At 37.5% G+C, this 15,523-nt stretch carries 15 protein-coding genes and 2 other annotated features; of the genes, 5 read left to right on the plus strand and 10 right to left on the minus strand.

What is annotated here, in order from left to right; translation table 11 throughout:
* Nucleotides 1-24 precede the first annotated feature (24 nt).
* Nucleotides 25-285: a metal-sensitive transcriptional regulator gene (locus ACE1MS_RS20970; protein WP_012295889.1), complete on the minus strand. Its 261-nt coding sequence runs from the start codon at nt 283-285 to the stop codon at nt 25-27.
* Between the two features lie 180 nt (nt 286-465).
* On the minus strand, nt 466-1,632 hold the full coding sequence (hmpA, locus tag ACE1MS_RS20975) for an NO-inducible flavohemoprotein (RefSeq protein ID WP_036164842.1): 1,167 nt from the start codon (nt 1,630-1,632) through the stop codon (nt 466-468).
* A 190-nt stretch (nt 1,633-1,822) separates the two neighbouring features.
* On the opposite strand from hmpA, the gene ACE1MS_RS20980 reads away from it, so the two are divergent.
* Nucleotides 1,823-2,260 (plus strand): Rrf2 family transcriptional regulator, encoded by a 438-nt coding sequence (locus ACE1MS_RS20980; RefSeq protein WP_012295891.1) that lies wholly within the window; start codon nt 1,823-1,825, stop codon nt 2,258-2,260.
* Nucleotides 2,261-2,308: 48 nt separating this feature from the next.
* Here ACE1MS_RS20980 and ACE1MS_RS20985 read toward each other — a convergent pair whose 3' ends face one another.
* From ACE1MS_RS20985 to ACE1MS_RS21000, 4 genes are all read right to left on the minus strand, one after another.
* Nucleotides 2,309-3,289, minus strand: coding sequence for a GNAT family N-acetyltransferase (locus ACE1MS_RS20985; protein WP_036164845.1), 981 nt, complete (start codon nt 3,287-3,289; stop codon nt 2,309-2,311).
* Between the two features lie 44 nt (nt 3,290-3,333).
* On the minus strand, nt 3,334-3,711 hold the full coding sequence (locus tag ACE1MS_RS20990; protein WP_012295893.1) for a VOC family protein: 378 nt from the start codon (nt 3,709-3,711) through the stop codon (nt 3,334-3,336).
* A gap of 138 nt (nt 3,712-3,849) precedes the next feature.
* On the minus strand, nt 3,850-4,167 hold the full coding sequence (locus ACE1MS_RS20995; protein ID WP_197224174.1) for a hypothetical protein: 318 nt from the start codon (nt 4,165-4,167) through the stop codon (nt 3,850-3,852).
* Between the two features lie 145 nt (nt 4,168-4,312).
* Nucleotides 4,313-4,807, minus strand: coding sequence for a DUF1648 domain-containing protein (locus ACE1MS_RS21000; protein WP_197224175.1), 495 nt, complete (start codon nt 4,805-4,807; stop codon nt 4,313-4,315).
* 311 nt (nt 4,808-5,118) lie between these two features.
* On the opposite strand from ACE1MS_RS21000, the gene ACE1MS_RS21005 reads away from it, so the two are divergent.
* Complete coding sequence (locus ACE1MS_RS21005) at nt 5,119-6,813, plus strand: methyl-accepting chemotaxis protein (protein ID WP_012295897.1); 1,695 nt, start codon at nt 5,119-5,121, stop codon at nt 6,811-6,813.
* 495 nt (nt 6,814-7,308) lie between these two features.
* Nucleotides 7,309-7,547 (plus strand) — a binding site (T-box leader).
* A gap of 92 nt (nt 7,548-7,639) precedes the next feature.
* The gene (locus ACE1MS_RS21010; RefSeq protein WP_447402596.1) at nt 7,640-9,211 is read left to right on the plus strand and encodes a 2-isopropylmalate synthase; all 1,572 of its coding nucleotides are present in this window, start codon (nt 7,640-7,642) and stop codon (nt 9,209-9,211) included.
* Between the two features lie 47 nt (nt 9,212-9,258).
* Here ACE1MS_RS21010 and metG read toward each other — a convergent pair whose 3' ends face one another.
* The 4 genes from metG to rsgA form a co-directional block, all read right to left on the minus strand.
* Complete coding sequence (metG, locus tag ACE1MS_RS21015) at nt 9,259-10,893, minus strand: methionine--tRNA ligase (RefSeq protein WP_036162391.1); 1,635 nt, start codon at nt 10,891-10,893, stop codon at nt 9,259-9,261.
* A gap of 56 nt (nt 10,894-10,949) precedes the next feature.
* Nucleotides 10,950-11,210: a binding site (T-box leader), on the minus strand.
* Nucleotides 11,211-11,320: 110 nt separating this feature from the next.
* Nucleotides 11,321-11,968 carry an HAD-IA family hydrolase gene (locus ACE1MS_RS21020; protein WP_447402597.1) on the minus strand — a complete coding sequence of 216 codons (648 nt, stop codon included), beginning with the start codon at nt 11,966-11,968 and terminating at the stop codon, nt 11,321-11,323.
* A gap of 15 nt (nt 11,969-11,983) precedes the next feature.
* Nucleotides 11,984-12,409 (minus strand): FosM family fosfomycin resistance protein, encoded by a 426-nt coding sequence (gene fosM / locus ACE1MS_RS21025; protein ID WP_031416589.1) that lies wholly within the window; start codon nt 12,407-12,409, stop codon nt 11,984-11,986.
* Between the two features lie 10 nt (nt 12,410-12,419).
* Nucleotides 12,420-13,499 carry a ribosome small subunit-dependent GTPase A gene (gene rsgA / locus ACE1MS_RS21030; protein ID WP_171821127.1) on the minus strand — a complete coding sequence of 360 codons (1,080 nt, stop codon included), beginning with the start codon at nt 13,497-13,499 and terminating at the stop codon, nt 12,420-12,422.
* Between the two features lie 391 nt (nt 13,500-13,890).
* Here rsgA and ACE1MS_RS21035 point away from each other — a divergent pair, with 391 nt between their 5' ends.
* Both ACE1MS_RS21035 and ACE1MS_RS21040 read left to right on the plus strand, forming a co-directional pair.
* Nucleotides 13,891-14,973, plus strand: a complete 1,083-nt coding sequence (locus ACE1MS_RS21035; protein ID WP_031416591.1) for a type III polyketide synthase — start codon at nt 13,891-13,893, stop codon at nt 14,971-14,973.
* A gap of 1 nt (nt 14,974) precedes the next feature.
* Nucleotides 14,975-15,517 carry an isoprenylcysteine carboxyl methyltransferase family protein gene (locus tag ACE1MS_RS21040; RefSeq protein WP_012295905.1) on the plus strand — a complete coding sequence of 181 codons (543 nt, stop codon included), beginning with the start codon at nt 14,975-14,977 and terminating at the stop codon, nt 15,515-15,517.
* Nucleotides 15,518-15,523 lie beyond the last annotated feature (6 nt).

The raw sequence follows: 15,523 nt of genomic DNA on the forward strand, positions 1-15,523 counted from the left end.
TTATACGTTAAAGGGTATATAAAACTATCTGCTTTTCACCACTAAATCCATTGCTTCTTGAATGGCTGAGTTCATCTTTTCCGCATTGCCCTCAGCAGTGGTGACACAATCTAATAAATTTTCACTAACAATAACTCCTATTGTCCGATCAACCGCTGAACGCACGGCCGACAGCTGTGTAATCACATCCTTACAGTTTTGACCTTCCTCCATCATGCGTAAGATTCCGCGTAATTGACCTTCCATCCGCTTTACTCGATTAGCTGTTTTAGAGTCATAAGCCATTCTGTTCCAGCCTCCTTTCAAAACGATAGATTGAACTTACTTACGAGATTCATATTATACCCCAATAGGTATATTGTCAACATGAAAGCTTCAACTCTTTTTCTTGAAGACCACTATCGGTATCGACTTATACAAAAAACCCTGCTATGAGTCATTACTCATCACAGGGATTCCACTATATTATTTAGCTAATTGCATAGCCGGTCCGAAGAATTCATAGTGAATTTTTTCATCTTTAACGCCAATTTCTTGTAAGTTTTTAATAACTGCTTCCATAAAGCCTACAGGTCCACATACATAGACATCAGCATTATCAGCCACTCTTTCTGCTAATAATTCTTTCGTAATTTGCTTGTTTTCATCAGAATATAGAGCCGTATACGATGCATTAGGTAGCGCATTTACCTTTCCTTGAATATCATCGCTAAACGCTACAACTTTCTCATTGCGTGCACATTGGATAAAGTTAACTTTATTCGTTGCATCATCTTTTAGGGATTGTAGCATACTGTTTAATGGTGTTACACCTATACCACCACTAACAAATGTAATAGGAGCAGTAGTTTCTTCTAAAACGAATAATCCTGCTGGCACACTTACATCTACTAAATCTCCAACTTGTAAGTCATCATGAATAAAGTTTGACACTTTTCCGTTTGGCGTCTGATCACTTTCACGTTTTACTGAAATACGGTAACCATCTTCTGCACTTGCTTGAGAAAGTGTGTATTGACGGTTCATTAAATACTCTTCACCAGGAACTTTCACACGAATACTAATGTATTGTCCCGGTTCGTAAGCTGGCAATGCTGAGCCATCCTCATTGACAAAATAAACAGATGTAACTAAGTCACTTTCTACCACTTTTTTCGCCACTTTTAATGGTCTAAATAGACGCCACCCACCATTATTTTCCGCTTTTTGGTATAACTCTTCTTCTACTTGAATGAAAACATCTGCAATAACGCCATATGCCTCAGCCCATGCATTAATAATATCGTCTGTCGCCGCGTCGCCAAGTACTTCCTTAATCGCTTTTAGTAAGTTTTCACCAACAATTGGATAATGCTCAGGTAAGATACCTAAACTACGGTGTTTATGTGCAATAAGCATGACTGCTGGTAAAATAGCCTCTAAATTTTCAATATGAACGGCCGCAGCATAAACTGTATTTGCTAATGCTGTTTGCTGACGACCTTTTTCTTGGTTAGTGTGGTTAAAAATATTCAGTAATTCTGGATGAGCTTGAAACATATTTTTGTAAAACGTCTTTGTAATTTCTACACCATGAACTTCTAATACAGGAACTGTTGCCTTAATGATTTGAATAGTTTCTTGTTTTAACATATCGCTTACCATCCTTTCGTGATTACAATATAACGCTTTCATTTTCTTAAAGCAATATGTAAAATACATCTTTAACAAAATGGACATAATTAATGTATTTTAAATACATCTTTAAAAAAGGTTTGAAAATATTATACTTCATTATAAAAATGCTATAATTGTTTTGAATTATAGAAAGTAGGGTGTTCTTATGCGCTTAACTTTATACACAGACTATTCTCTTCGTACGCTTATTTACTTAGGTGCTAAAGAAGATGGCCAATTATCAACTATTCAAGAGATTTCAGAGGCTTATAATATATCGAAAAACCATTTAATGAAAGTGACGCACCAGCTTGGATTGTTAGGCTATATAGAAACAATTCGCGGAAGAGGTGGCGGTATTCGCTTAGCCATCGATCCAAAATCCATCACCATTGGTGAAATTGTTCGTCATACAGAAGAGGATTTTCATTTAGTAGAATGTTTCGATAAAGAGAATAATCTATGTAAAATAGCTCCTGAATGTCAGTTAAAAGGTGTACTATACGAAGCTTTACAGGCTTACTTGACTGTACTGGATCGCTACACATTAGATGACTTTTTACATTCGAAGGAAAAATTAATGGCTCTCCTGCTAGGTAAATAAAAATACCCGCTCAACCTATGTTGGACGGGTATTTCTTTATGAAAATATTCACAATTGCTTAGTAAAGAAAATCATATCTAATGCACGAATGCCGTTTTCATATATGGGCTCTGGATAGACACGAAAGAAATCCTTTTCAATAGACTCCATGCGAAAGCCTGCCTTCTGATAAAAGGCTATATTATCAATACTTGAATTTGCTGTTCCAACTAAAAGCGTTTCATAGCCTTCCTTCTCGCAAAATGTCGTGAGTTGTCTCAATACCTCTTTGCCAAGCCCTTTCCCTTGGAATTTTGGCACAATGGCAATATTCTTCAGCTCGATGGTTGTATTAGATTGAGGGATTAATAATGCTACTCCCGCAAGATTTTCTCCACACTTTACTTCAAATAAGGTACCCTCATCTAGGTATTTTTGGATAGCCTCTTCACTCTCATCTGCAAGTAAAAGTTGTGGTAAAAAGGCCTCTCGACTCCCATTTACTTTTTTTAGAGATGTTCGATATCGTACAAAATCCTCACGTTCAAAAACATTTAAAACACATGGTTGTTTCTCCTTAGCTTCTAACCATGAATGCTCTTCTGGATAATCTTCTTCCACCCCTAATCGAATAAAGCTCAGCTTTTCCTGTGCCTTTTGGGAACGAATATTCACCTTCCTAGCTCCCGCAAAAACGCGCTTTAATCCAAGCTCAAAAAAGGCGATATCTAAAATAGCTGTTTTAGCCTCAAGATTATAACCTTTCCCCCAAAATGGATGGCCGAGCCAAGAACCGATATGACAACTATTTTTTTGTTGGTCTATAAACATTAATGCCGTTACACCGATTAGCTGTCCCTCTTCATTTAAAACAACTCGAGGAACGGTCTTCCCTTCTTCTTCATCGATACATTCACGTTTGATAAAATGTATAGTATCTTCTACTTTACCAACAGGTAACCCAAGTGCATCTCGAACCTGTGGCATAGAAGACAACTCATGCATGGCCTCAGCATATTTGATATCATGTCTCACTAAAGTTACCGTCATCTTCTATTCCCCTTTTATTAACATTCTATTGTCGTACTCCATTCTCAACTATACGATAGCTGCCAGGAGACACCAAAGCGATCCTGAATCCACGCAAATCGCTTTGAAAATCCATAATGATCAAGTGGCATCAACGCTTGCCCACTCTCCACTATTTGGGCTACTAAATTCTTTATTTCTTCCTCAGATTCGCACTCTAGAAAGATAGAGGTCGATGGCGTAAACGAAAAATTATGTTGTATGACACTATCATTCACCATTAGTTTTAACCCCTTTAATTGTAGGGTGGCCATTGCTACCTGCTGAGAATTTTCCATATATTCTACATGCACAACTTCTAAATCTGTAAACCATCGCCGATATTGTTCAATAGCTTCATGTGCTTGCCCTTGAAACATTAAAAAAGTTGTCGCGCTTTTCATCTATTTTTTCGCTCCCTCATCATACATAATCCCTTACACATTGACTATTGGCTTATTTCTTCTTGCCTCTTCCTTTACCATCCATCTTAATACTTAAGACTGAAAAAGTTTCATCTAATGACATTAGGTTAGAAAACTTTAAATCACTACCATCAGCATACCTTTCCTCATCCACATGGATTGCTGAGGAAATTTCATCTCGATAAAAAAATTGTTCATATTTTTATTACCCTTTTTAGGATAAACAAAAAATAAATAGCCTTGCTCCATTAGACTATTATCTATTACCACTTTTTGTAAATAAGTTACCATGGCATCTATGGAAAACGCAAAAGAAATAATACGGTCATACGGTGCCTCTCTAGAGTGAAAAACATCGTCTACTATCGAATGAGGTGGCTGGATATGAATGGAAATAGATAAATCATCCTTTAATTTAAATTTCTTTTGCATCATTTAAACACCTCTTCTCCCCCTCATTTTAAGCCGCTAAAGAAATGCTCATACATTTGCATCTTAGTTTTGATAGTATACTGAATAAATGACAGCTTGGAAACAAAAAATAAACGCTCGAAATATTCCAAGCGTTTACAGTTCAGCTTTATTTTATTTTGCGCGTACCTACTATGCCTTTAATAATCGGCATCATTATCCCAATTATGACAGTTGGCAAGAACCACCATCCTATGGAAGTAGTCTCTCCCAGAGCAATTCGTACCATTTGGAATGATAAGCATGCGAATAAAATAAGACAGAAATTTTTTACTTCGTTTAACATTTTTCTGCTGTTCAAATAAAATGCTGCTACATTCTGTTCATTCAAACGAGCCGGAAAGTTATGGATATGTGGAGCTTTCTCTAAAAGGCTCATTGTTATCCATAAAAACACACCTATAAACGGAAGAATAATGAGCTCTATTTTCGAACCCCATCGATCAACCTCACCTTTACCATCAAAATGAACAGGAATTTCTTCAGGCAATTTACCCCACATAACTGAAATATAAAGGATAGATAAGAGGAATATTATAACTCCAATATAATCACAAACCTTTTCAGACTTTGTTTTAGGTATTTTTAAAATAGGCCTATACATTACCTGCCACCTCAGTTCATCTTCATATGTAATTTACGTTTTGACTTCTCTATAAGTTTCAAAATTTATGAATATTGGATTAATATTCAATATACACCATTAACTATCGCTTTATTTCTAGCATATTTTAGCAAAAAATCTTCTTTTTTTATTACTTCAATCACAAATTTCTGCCACCTTTAAACTATTTATTACAGTAGAAATACTCATAATACTTTGTAAAATTCATATTTTCTGATATAAATGATATATATACATATTTCATTAATTTGTAACATTTCTACTAAATACTGAGAAAGGAAATTTCATCTATGCGATTTACTATCTACAAGAAATTATTACTCGGTTTTTTTATAGTTATTTTAGTTCTAGTTGCTACTATCGGCTTAAATATAAAGCAGCTTGATTCTGTGAACAAAACTTATCGTACATTATTGGAGGAGCAAACAACTAAATCTATCGCTATTCAGGAATTACGCGTTATTGCCAAACAAGAGATTGTTAGTTTGCGTGGCTATTTACTGCTTGGAGATAAACAAAATCTCCAAAGCAATCAAGACTCTCGGACAGAATTTAAACAAAAATCTGAAGAGCTCATGGCATCTCTGACGACCGAAAAATCCATTAAATTTCTAGAAGCTATTAATAAAAGCGAGCAAAATGTTCAGCAGTTTGCCGATCGTATGTTTGAGTTAAAGGCTTCAGGTGAAACGGAAAAGTACGAAAAGCTCGATAGTACGCAAGGGCGGCTCATTATTAAACAATTTGACGAACGCGTTGAAAACCTTTCCAATTATCAACATGAATATATTGACGGAAAAATTGCTGCCACATCTCAACAAATTCAAGATATTAAGTTCCAAATGATACTTCTTGGGGTTCTTGCAGTTGTCATAAGTCTGATAATTGCAATGGTTGTTGGTAGTCTAATGTCTCGACCAATTAACGGTATGGCTAAGGCAGCTAAAAAAATAGCAGAAGGTGACTTAACGGCTGAACAGATTCGTATTAAAAATCGTGATGAAGTGGGTGACTTAGCCCAAGCATTTAATCAAATGGCCGTTAATTTGAAAGATTTAATTACAAATGTACGTCACAACACTGTACAAGTTAGTGGCTCTGCTGCAGAATTAACAGCAAGTGCTGACCAAACCATCCAAGCGACAGAGCAGATTACTTCTTCGATTCAAGAAGTGGCAAGTGGCTCTGAAGCTCAAGGTAAAAATGCTACAGAAAGCTCTGAAGCGATGAAAAATATGACAAAGGGCATACAGCAATTAGCATCTACTACGGCGGCGGTTTCGGAACTAGCAATGGAAACGAATTCAGAGGCTCAAAAGGGCAATAAATCATTACATCGAGTGATTTCACAAATGACTACTATTAATACTGCTGTATTAGAATCTGCAAGCGTAGTTAAGAATTTAGACGGTCATTCTATAGAAATCGGTAACATTATTGGCATTATTACAGATATTGCAGAGCAAACAAATTTATTAGCACTCAATGCCGCTATTGAGGCAGCTCGTGCGGGTGATCACGGGAGAGGCTTTGCCGTCGTGGCAGACGAGGTGAAAAAGTTAGCAGAGCAATCCAAAAAATCTGCAGAGCAAATTGCTACGTTAATAGCAGAAATCCAACAAGATACAAACCGTGCTGTAAAGGTGATGGATACAGGGACACAAGAGGTTCAAATCGGTATGCAGGTGGTACAGGTAGCTGAAGAAGGCTTCTCTAAAATTGTAGAGTTAATTGAACAAGTGTCCATGCAAATTCAAGATGCTACTACAGTTTCAGAAGAAATGTCATCCAGTGCGGAACAAATTTATGCATCCTTCGATGAAATAGCAACAATCGCTCAAATGTCTTCTAGTAATTTACAAAATGTCGCTTCTGCCTCTGAGGAGCAGTTAGCAACTATCGAGGAAGTCGCTGCTTCCGCAGCAACACTTTCAAATATGGCTGAGGAGCTTCAAACAGAAGTCTCTCGCTTTAAAATAGAATAAATGAAAACTGCTCGAATTCCTTCTAGGAAACGAGCAGTTTTTTTCTATATATGTATAGGCTTTCACTCACTTATATTTTTCATATAATGGCTGCTTCCTCACTAGCAACTTGTAAAGTAGCTCTCTTACCAACCTGACGCTTCCCTAAACAAACACAATAGATTTACGTATTGCTCTAAAGGAGGCAAAAAAATAACTGCATGCACACTTTGTCTACATGTCTATACGCATTGATAACCCCCCATTCAAGGACTTCCTTTAAAGCAAATTGTACCTTCTAAATCAAAGACAAATTTCTTCTTTTCTTCTACCTTTCTAACGTTCATTCACAACTTTTATTTTCTAACAGACATTGCTTTTTTAGTAGCCATTTATTTACTTCACAATTATCAAATTTTTATCAAAACGAGCACTACTTTAGACAGAATTAAAAAAATTTTTAGAAAATTATTGACAGGTTATTAATATCCAAGTAATATTGCTTTCAACAACACATTGCAGGCCAAGATTGGAAATAGTAAAAATGGTGATGTACTTGTAGAGAGCCGATGGTTGGTGTAAATCGGTAGACACACATTTTGAACTCGTCCATGAGCTACTCCCTGAACAGTCTAGTAAGGGATGTCGGTTTCCCCCGTTAACAGGATAGACAGTGATAGCTGTCGATAAGGGGACTTTTTCTGTACAGAGAAGGTCAATTAGAGTGGTACCGCGAGCATAAACTCGTCTCTATTTTTAAATAGAGACGAGTTTTTTTATTTTTTAGTGAATCATTGGCCTACGTGTAGCTTTTAGATACTGATAACTACAAGAGGAGTGTTAAAGAATGGGAAGAAAAATTTGGGTATTTGATACAACATTACGTGATGGTGAACAGGTGCCAGGAGCTAAGCTAAATTTATATGAAAAAGTAGAAATAGCACAGCAACTGAAAAAATTAGGTGTCGATATTATCGAAGCTGGATTCCCCGCTTCATCACAGGGAGATTTTGATGCTGTCAAAGCTGTAGCTGAGAAGGTCGGTACTACTGGCGATATTATGATTACAGCATTAGCACGTGCAGTAAAGGCAGATATTGATGCCGTCTACCATGCTGTGAAATACGCTGAAAACCCTATGATTCACATGGTTCTTGGGACATCCGATATACATGTGGAGAAAAAATTTAGTAAATCAAAAGATCAAATTCTGCAAATTGGAGTAGATGCTGTAAAGTATGCCAAAACTCTTTTGCCTCAAGTTCAATATTCCACAGAGGATGCATCTCGTTCAGATTTTGAATATCTTTGGAAAACAATTGAAGCTGTTATGAGGGCTGGTGCCACTATGATTAACGTACCTGATACAGTCGGATTTGCAGAACCAGAAGAATTTGGTGAGATGATTTTTAAATTAAACAACCGTATGAAAAATTTAGACGACAGTGTCCTTCTTAGCGTTCATTGCCACAATGACCTTGGAATGGCAACTGCAAATACGCTTGCTGCCATAAAAAATGGTGCCGACAAAGTCGAATGTACAATTAATGGTATCGGTGAACGCGCAGGTAATGCGGCATTAGAAGAAGTCGTTATGGCACTAAAAACGCGTAGCACTATCTATAATGCTGATACTCGTATTAACACTAAAGAAATTATTAATACCTCTCGTCTTGTTTCTAGTTTTATGGGCTTAGATGTTCAAGTCAATAAAGCTATTACGGGAGATAATGCATTCGCCCATTCATCGGGTATCCATCAGGACGGATTACTAAAATCTCGTGATGCTTATGAAATTGTGCACCCTGAAGACGTTGGTCTTGATGATATGGAGCTAGTACTGACAGCACGTTCTGGCCGACATGCTGTGAAAAATGCTCTTGAAAAGTTAGGGTTTTCAAATCTTTCTACAGATGAATTTGAGGGAATCTTTGAAGGTTTCCTAAAGCTAGCGGATGCCAAAAAGGAAGTATACGATCACGATTTATACGTTATTGTTGAAAGCTATTATGAAAAACATGATGCTTCTCACAAGAATGCAACTCACTATAGTGACCAATTCTTTGATATTGAAGATTTACAAGTCGTCAGCAATACAAGTTTCCCTTCAGCGAGCGTTAAAGTACGGAAAGGTAACGAAGTATTGAAGGCTAGCGCAGTTGGCTCAGGTCCAATTGATGCTCTCTATTCTTCCATTGCAGAAATTACAAGCATGGATGTAAAACTAGTGGAATATAATATCAATAGTGTTTCGCGCGGCAAAGAGGCGCTAGGAAAAGTAAAAATCACGATCGAGCATGAGGGTGAAAAGTATATGGCAAAAGCTGCAGATACTGACATTTTAAAAGCTAGTGCCCTAGCCTATATGAATGCCATCAATAGCATTGTCGTGGCCAAATTAACACCTGTTATGAATTAAACAAGAAAAGCAGTATGGCCTCATTCAGCCATACTGCTTTTTCAAGTCTAGCGACTATCCCTTACTAACTTTTGATATTCTTCTTCTATTAGTTCAATGTCCAGCCGTTCAAACAAAGGTGTTATGTCTTCAATGGTTTTAGGTAACTCTACTTGCTCATGCCACATTATTTCATCTATTCCTAACATATCTCTTACCTTCGCTGCTGAAAACGGTAGAAATGGTTGTAGTAATTGTCCGAGATTGGCAATGATATAGACACAGGTAGCTAGTGTACAATTGCCCGCCTCCACATTTTCTTTTACTTGTAACCATGGCTGTTGTTCATCGAAGTAACGATTAGCTCCACGAATATACTCAAAAATGGTCTCTAACGCTTGCTTGAAACGGCCACCCTCAATAAGAATACCCACTTCATTAAATAGCTGAATAGTTTGTTTACGAATAGTACTATCCACTTCAGCCTGTGGCACTTGACTAGCAAAGGATTTCTCTATAAATTTCAATGTTCGGTTCACAAAATTACCATAGGCACCAAGTAATTCACCGTTATGACTGTAAATAAATTCTCGCCATGAAAAATCAGTATCGCGATTTTCTGGTGCATTAGTCGTTAAGAAATAGCGAATAGAGTCAGCATCATAACGACTTAAAATATAAGGAACCCATACTGCCCAGTTTTGACTCGTCGATAATTTGCGTTTTTCTAATGTTAAATATTCATTAGATACGATATGTGTCGGTAAAGCTTGCACACCTAGTCCCATCAAAATAGCTGGCCAAATAACTGTGTGGAATGGAATATTATCCTTACCATGGACATAATACGAAATCGTTTCTTCATTCCATAAGTCTTCAATCGCCATATGATGTTGCTTTGCCCATTCTAGGCTAGCAGTTAAATACCCCGCCACTGCTTCAATCCACACATATATTTTCTTACCATCAAAGCCAGGAACCGGAACATCTATTCCATTTGGTAAATCTCTCGTTACTGCTCGGTCAGGAACGCCCTCTGCTAAGTAGCGCTCTGTCAATCCTAATGCATTATCCCTCCAACGTTTCTCTGCCTTTGCCTCGGATAAGAAGGACTCTAATTTCCCTTGAAATTGACTAAAGGTAAAATAAAAATGTTCTGTCTCTCGAATTACTGGCTCATTCCCACATATTTTACAGCTCTTATCGATTAAATCTAGTGGGTCTAAAATTTCCGAGCAGTTATCACATTGATCTCCTCTCGCCTTTGCACCACAATTTGGGCATATACCCTCTACAAATCGATCTGGCAAAAATTGCTGATCTGTCTCACAGTAAGCCTGTTCAATTTTCTTTTTATATAAAAAGTGGTTGGCAAGTAGCTGTAAAAATAAGCCCTTAACGGATTCATGATGGTGCTCTGCATCCGTTCTTGTGTATAAATCATAAGTAAATCCTAGCTTATTAAAACATTTTTTAAATTCTTCATGATAATGATTAGCAATCGCCTCGGTTGTTGTGTTTTCCTGAGCTGCACGAATAGAAATTGGTGTACCATTACAGTCACTACCCGATACGTATAATACTTGTTCACCTTTTTGCCGGTAATATCTGGCCAAAATATCACCTGGTAATAATGCGGCTACATGTCCTAAATGCAAAGAGCCATTTGCATACGGCCAAGCGCCTCCAATAACGATAGTCATTCTAAATTGCTCCCCTCTCATTAAAAATGGTAAAAAAAATCGCCCTAATCAAATCTGATTAGGACGAGTCTACCCGTGTTACCACCTATATTTACAAATAGCTCACACTATTTGCCTTATTCAGTACGTCTTTTTTTAAAGTAAGAGATACTGCCGCTGTTGTAACGAGTGCCCATCTCGTCGTAATCTACTTGCTATAAGCTTTCGGTACGAAGCTCAAAGGTCATTTTCAAAAGGATTCATTTACCTCATTTCCAGCAACAGAGGCTCTCTACAAAATGCTATTCCTATCTACTTTTCCTTTTCAATGCTTTATCTATAGGATTGGCACTATTCTACGCTTTATTACGATGAAATGCAATAATTGTCGTTAAGTCGCTTCCATTTTTTCGAATAGGCTCACCTAATGTTAATGGATTTATCATAATTAGCCTAACTCTATGTTTAGTAACTCCGTTAAATCATCTATCACAATATGTGCCTGTTGCAATTCATGGTCCTGAGCAAAGTCAAAGCGAACACCTATTGAAAGTAGCGCGTTATCGCTGGCAGCTTGAATATCGGAAGAACGATCACCAACTACCGCCCCGTCCTGAATTCCATTGTCTTGCATTACTTTTTTCACTAAGTCTGATTTATGACCGCTAGCAATGGATTGAATGCTGTAAGTCCCCTTTATAAATCGCTCTAATTGATAGGTTTCTACAATTGCCTGTAAATAGTCAACCTGTCCATTACTCGCTATGTATAACGGATAGCTTTTTGACAATGTGGCAAGAGTTTGCTCAGCATGTGGATAAAGCGCACCTTTACGACTACGGATTTGCTCCGTCAACTTTACATGAAAGAGCACATTGCTCTCCTCACGTATGTCTACTGAATGCATTGGACATAAGGTCTCCCATACTACCGGTAGAGGAACACCCATAATTTCACGGTATTTTTCAATGGGTGTTTCTCCCTGCCATAAGCCCTTTGTACGCAACACATCAAATGTGGCATCTAGCGCAGGTTCTAAAATAAGATTTGTTTGAAATAAAGTGCCATCCATATCAAAAATAAAAGCTTTCGTCATAAAATCACTCCTTGCTTAATGATTAAAAAACTCCATATGTAACTTCTCCTTCTTATAATAATCCAAACGATCTTGTAAAGTCCCCGTATGAAATTCAAACTTATGTCCATCAGGATCGGTAAAATAAATTGATTTTTTATCTCTTTCATCTCTTTGTCGGCCATCTAAAATAAGAACCTTCAATTGTACTAATTTATCATACATTTTATCGAACTCATCCTCAGAGATCGTGAAAGCGATATGTGTATAGGAATATTGAATGTCATTGCGCGGTATATCTTTTTCAACATTGAGGGCAAGCCACAGCCCATTTACATCAAAATAGGCTGTGCTGTTTCCCTTTACAAGTAACTTAGCACCGAAAACATTTTCATAAAATGCAATGGATTTCTCTAGATCAGACACTGAAAAGAGTAGATGATTTATGCTTTGTACTGTCATATGTGTGCTCCTATTTGTTTTTTCCCTTTTTAACACCTTTAGAAATTTGCTTCCACTTACGTTGCTCCTCGAGCTTTGCCTGGACATTTGTTTTACGTTCCATGTAAGCTAATTCTCTTTGTAGCTTAAAATAGCTTTGCAAACGATTTTGATCAAGTTCACCATCAGCAATAGCTTTTCGCACTGCACAATGCGGCTCTTTTTGATGGGTACAATCACGATAACGGCAAGCTTTTGCTAATTCCTCAACATCTTGAAAGCTGGATGATAAACTATCACCTTGATTCCATAACTGTAGCTCACGCATTCCGGGCGTATCAATTAAACAGCCACCTGAGGGTAATATCACTAGCTCTCTATGGGTCGTTGTATGACGTCCTTTTGCATCGTCTTCACGAATGTCTGATACCTTCATCAGCATTTCGCCACACAGAGCATTCGTCAATGTAGATTTTCCTGCACCGGAGGAGCCCAGCAATGCTCCAGTGACCCCTTCAGTAAATAAGGCCTGAATTTCCGTTAAGCCTTCTCCAGAAATAGCACTCGTTACGAAAATATCTACACCCAATGCTACTGACTCAACTTCTTTTACTAAGCTTGATTCATCCTCGCATAAATCTGCCTTTGTAAGAACAATAATGGGCTTTGCACCTGAATCCCAGGCAGCTACTAAATATCGTTCCAAACGGCGAATATTAAAATCAGCATTCAAGCTCATGACTAATAACACAATATCCACATTCGATGCAACAATCTGTTCCTGTATCTCTAGACCAGCAACTTTTCGCGAAAAGACAGATTTTCGTTTGAATAACTGATGAATAATTGCTCGTTCCTCACCAGGCATTTTCTCTACCAGCACCCAATCGCCCACTGCCGGATAGTCTTCACGAGCTAAAGATGTATAGGCATAATGACCAGCGATTGTTGCAAGCCATTCCCCTTCTTGAGCTAACACTCGATAGGAATGCTTATGCTCTAAAGTGACCCTCGCAGGCACACAATTTTTAAACTTAGATTGTTTTTTCATTTCTAATATTTGCTCTTCAAAATATTTTGTAAAACCTAATGTTGTTAAATTCAAATTAATTTCCTCCTAAATATGCGTTTCTATGAGGCTTCTGTGCAGACTTCCACAAGAAGCAATTATCTTGATTCAGCAAATTTGAACCACGATAAAAAAACCTTGTACCTGCATAATTCGGCAGTTACAAGGTTTCACACGCACGTTTAAAGGATATACAAGTACATCGAGCTATGCACGACGTCTCTTTGTATATATTAGGCGTGTGAAATGAAACAAACCGAATTGCAGTTCGCTAAAAATAGATTTATTCATCATGTCACATCACCTACTTTCCATTTAGTTGTTACCAATATATACAAAATTTTAGAAATTGTCAAATACAATATTATAAGCATGTATCTACTTCCTCAACGCATAGAATGTACAAGACCAATAAATGCGAGGAGATGTTGAATTGCCTAAAATCATTTCTATTAGCACACATCAACCACCTTACACATTACAGCAATCAAATGCAGAGGAACTAACAAAAGAGCTTTTCTACGAAAAAATCCCAAAATTAGAACGCTATCTAAAGGTTTTCGAAAATGGTGGAATTGAAACACGTCATTTTTGTGTACCACCTGAGTGGCATCGTACAAATCACTCATTTGAGGAGCGAAATAATTTATATATTGAACTAGCTACACAATACAGCGTAAGCGTCATTCAGGCATGCTTACAAAATGAAGCCTTCTTACATTCACCCATTTCTCCTGAAGAAATCGATGCCATCATATTTGTTAGTAGTACGGGAATTTCAACACCTAGCATTGATGCTCGTATTATGAACAAGCTTACTTTTTCCGATCGATTAAGACGTATTCCATTATGGGGCTTAGGCTGTGCGGGAGGAGCAGCGGGTGTTAGCAGAGCCTTTGATTTTTGTAAAGCACACCCAAATGCAAAGGTGCTTGTTGTTTGTGTTGAATTATGTAGCCTCACATTTCAGCCAAACGATTTTTCTAAAAGTAATTTAATTGGGGCTTCGCTTTTTGCTGACGGTGCTGCCTGTATGCTCGTGTGTGGCGATGAAATCATGATTGATACAAAAAAACCATCACCAGCTATTCTAGCGACAGGCTCTAAATGGATGCCTAATTCAGAAAATGTAATGGGATGGGACATTAAAAATAATGGGCTTCATGTCATTTTTCAAAAAAGCATTCCGGCTATTATTACTAGTTGGCTTGGACCATATATTGAACAGTTTTTACTGGAACAAGGAATTTACAGTGAACAGCTTACTCATTTCATTGCACATCCTGGAGGAAAAAAAGTATTAAAAGCCTATGAAGACACTCTTTATCTTTCTTCTCAAAAAACCGACATTTCTCGGGAAATATTACGACAACATGGTAATATGTCTTCGCCAACCGTGTTATACGTGTTAAAACAATTTATGTTACATGAAGGACAAGTGGGGGATACAGGTTTACTCGTCGCTCTTGGCCCTGGTTTTTGTGCAGAAGCTGTATTATTAAACTGGAGGGAGTAGCATGATCTTCTATTTAATTGTGACGCTTGTCATTCTACAAAGATTGACAGAGGTTTTCATTGCTAAACGAAACGAGAAATGGATGTTTTCTCAGGGAGCTTATGAGGTAGGTAACTCTCACTACTCTTATATGGTCACTATGCATATTAGTTTCTTCTTGTTTCTAATTGTTGAAGTAGTAACAAATAACAATGGTATTTCGCCCTTATTCCCATTACTTTTTATTTTGTTTGTAGCCGTTCAGGCATTGCGTATATGGTGTATCCGTTCTTTGGGAACATTTTGGAATACAAAGATTCTCATTCTACCTCACGCACAAGTTGTGCGTAAAGGTCCCTACGAATTTATGCGCCACCCTAATTATGCCGTCGTTTGCTTGGAAATTCTCCTTCTACCTCTTATGTTCCAGGCATATTTTACAGCGTTTTGCTTTACACTATTAAACATTACAATGCTATCTGTACGAATCCCAATAGAAGAAAAGGCTTTACGAGATGCCACTAATTATAATCGAGTGTTTGAAAAGAAGATTTCGGAGTCGTAGCCGAAA

The organism is Lysinibacillus sp. fkY74-1 (assembly GCF_053165895.1).

Bases quoted from the DNA above. Each gene is read 5' to 3' on its own strand.
- ACE1MS_RS20970 (WP_012295889.1), bottom strand. From the start codon at position 285: ATGGCTTATGACTCTAAAACAGCTAATCGAGTAAAGCGGATGGAAGGT.
- hmpA (WP_036164842.1), bottom strand. From the start codon at position 1,632: ATGTTAAAACAAGAAACTATTCAAATCATTAAGGCAACAGTTCCTGTA.
- ACE1MS_RS20980 (WP_012295891.1), top strand. From the start codon at position 1,823: ATGCGCTTAACTTTATACACAGACTATTCTCTTCGTACGCTTATTTAC.
- ACE1MS_RS20985 (WP_036164845.1), bottom strand. From the start codon at position 3,289: ATGACGGTAACTTTAGTGAGACATGATATCAAATATGCTGAGGCCATG.
- ACE1MS_RS20990 (WP_012295893.1), bottom strand. From the start codon at position 3,711: ATGAAAAGCGCGACAACTTTTTTAATGTTTCAAGGGCAAGCACATGAA.
- ACE1MS_RS20995 (WP_197224174.1), bottom strand. From the start codon at position 4,167: ATGATGCAAAAGAAATTTAAATTAAAGGATGATTTATCTATTTCCATT.
- ACE1MS_RS21000 (WP_197224175.1), bottom strand. From the start codon at position 4,807: ATGTATAGGCCTATTTTAAAAATACCTAAAACAAAGTCTGAAAAGGTT.
- ACE1MS_RS21005 (WP_012295897.1), top strand. From the start codon at position 5,119: ATGCGATTTACTATCTACAAGAAATTATTACTCGGTTTTTTTATAGTT.
- ACE1MS_RS21010 (WP_447402596.1), top strand. From the start codon at position 7,640: ATGGGAAGAAAAATTTGGGTATTTGATACAACATTACGTGATGGTGAA.
- metG (WP_036162391.1), bottom strand. From the start codon at position 10,893: ATGACTATCGTTATTGGAGGCGCTTGGCCGTATGCAAATGGCTCTTTG.
- ACE1MS_RS21020 (WP_447402597.1), bottom strand. From the start codon at position 11,968: ATGACGAAAGCTTTTATTTTTGATATGGATGGCACTTTATTTCAAACA.
- fosM (WP_031416589.1), bottom strand. From the start codon at position 12,409: ATGACAGTACAAAGCATAAATCATCTACTCTTTTCAGTGTCTGATCTA.
- ACE1MS_RS21040 (WP_012295905.1), top strand. From the start codon at position 14,975: ATGATCTTCTATTTAATTGTGACGCTTGTCATTCTACAAAGATTGACA.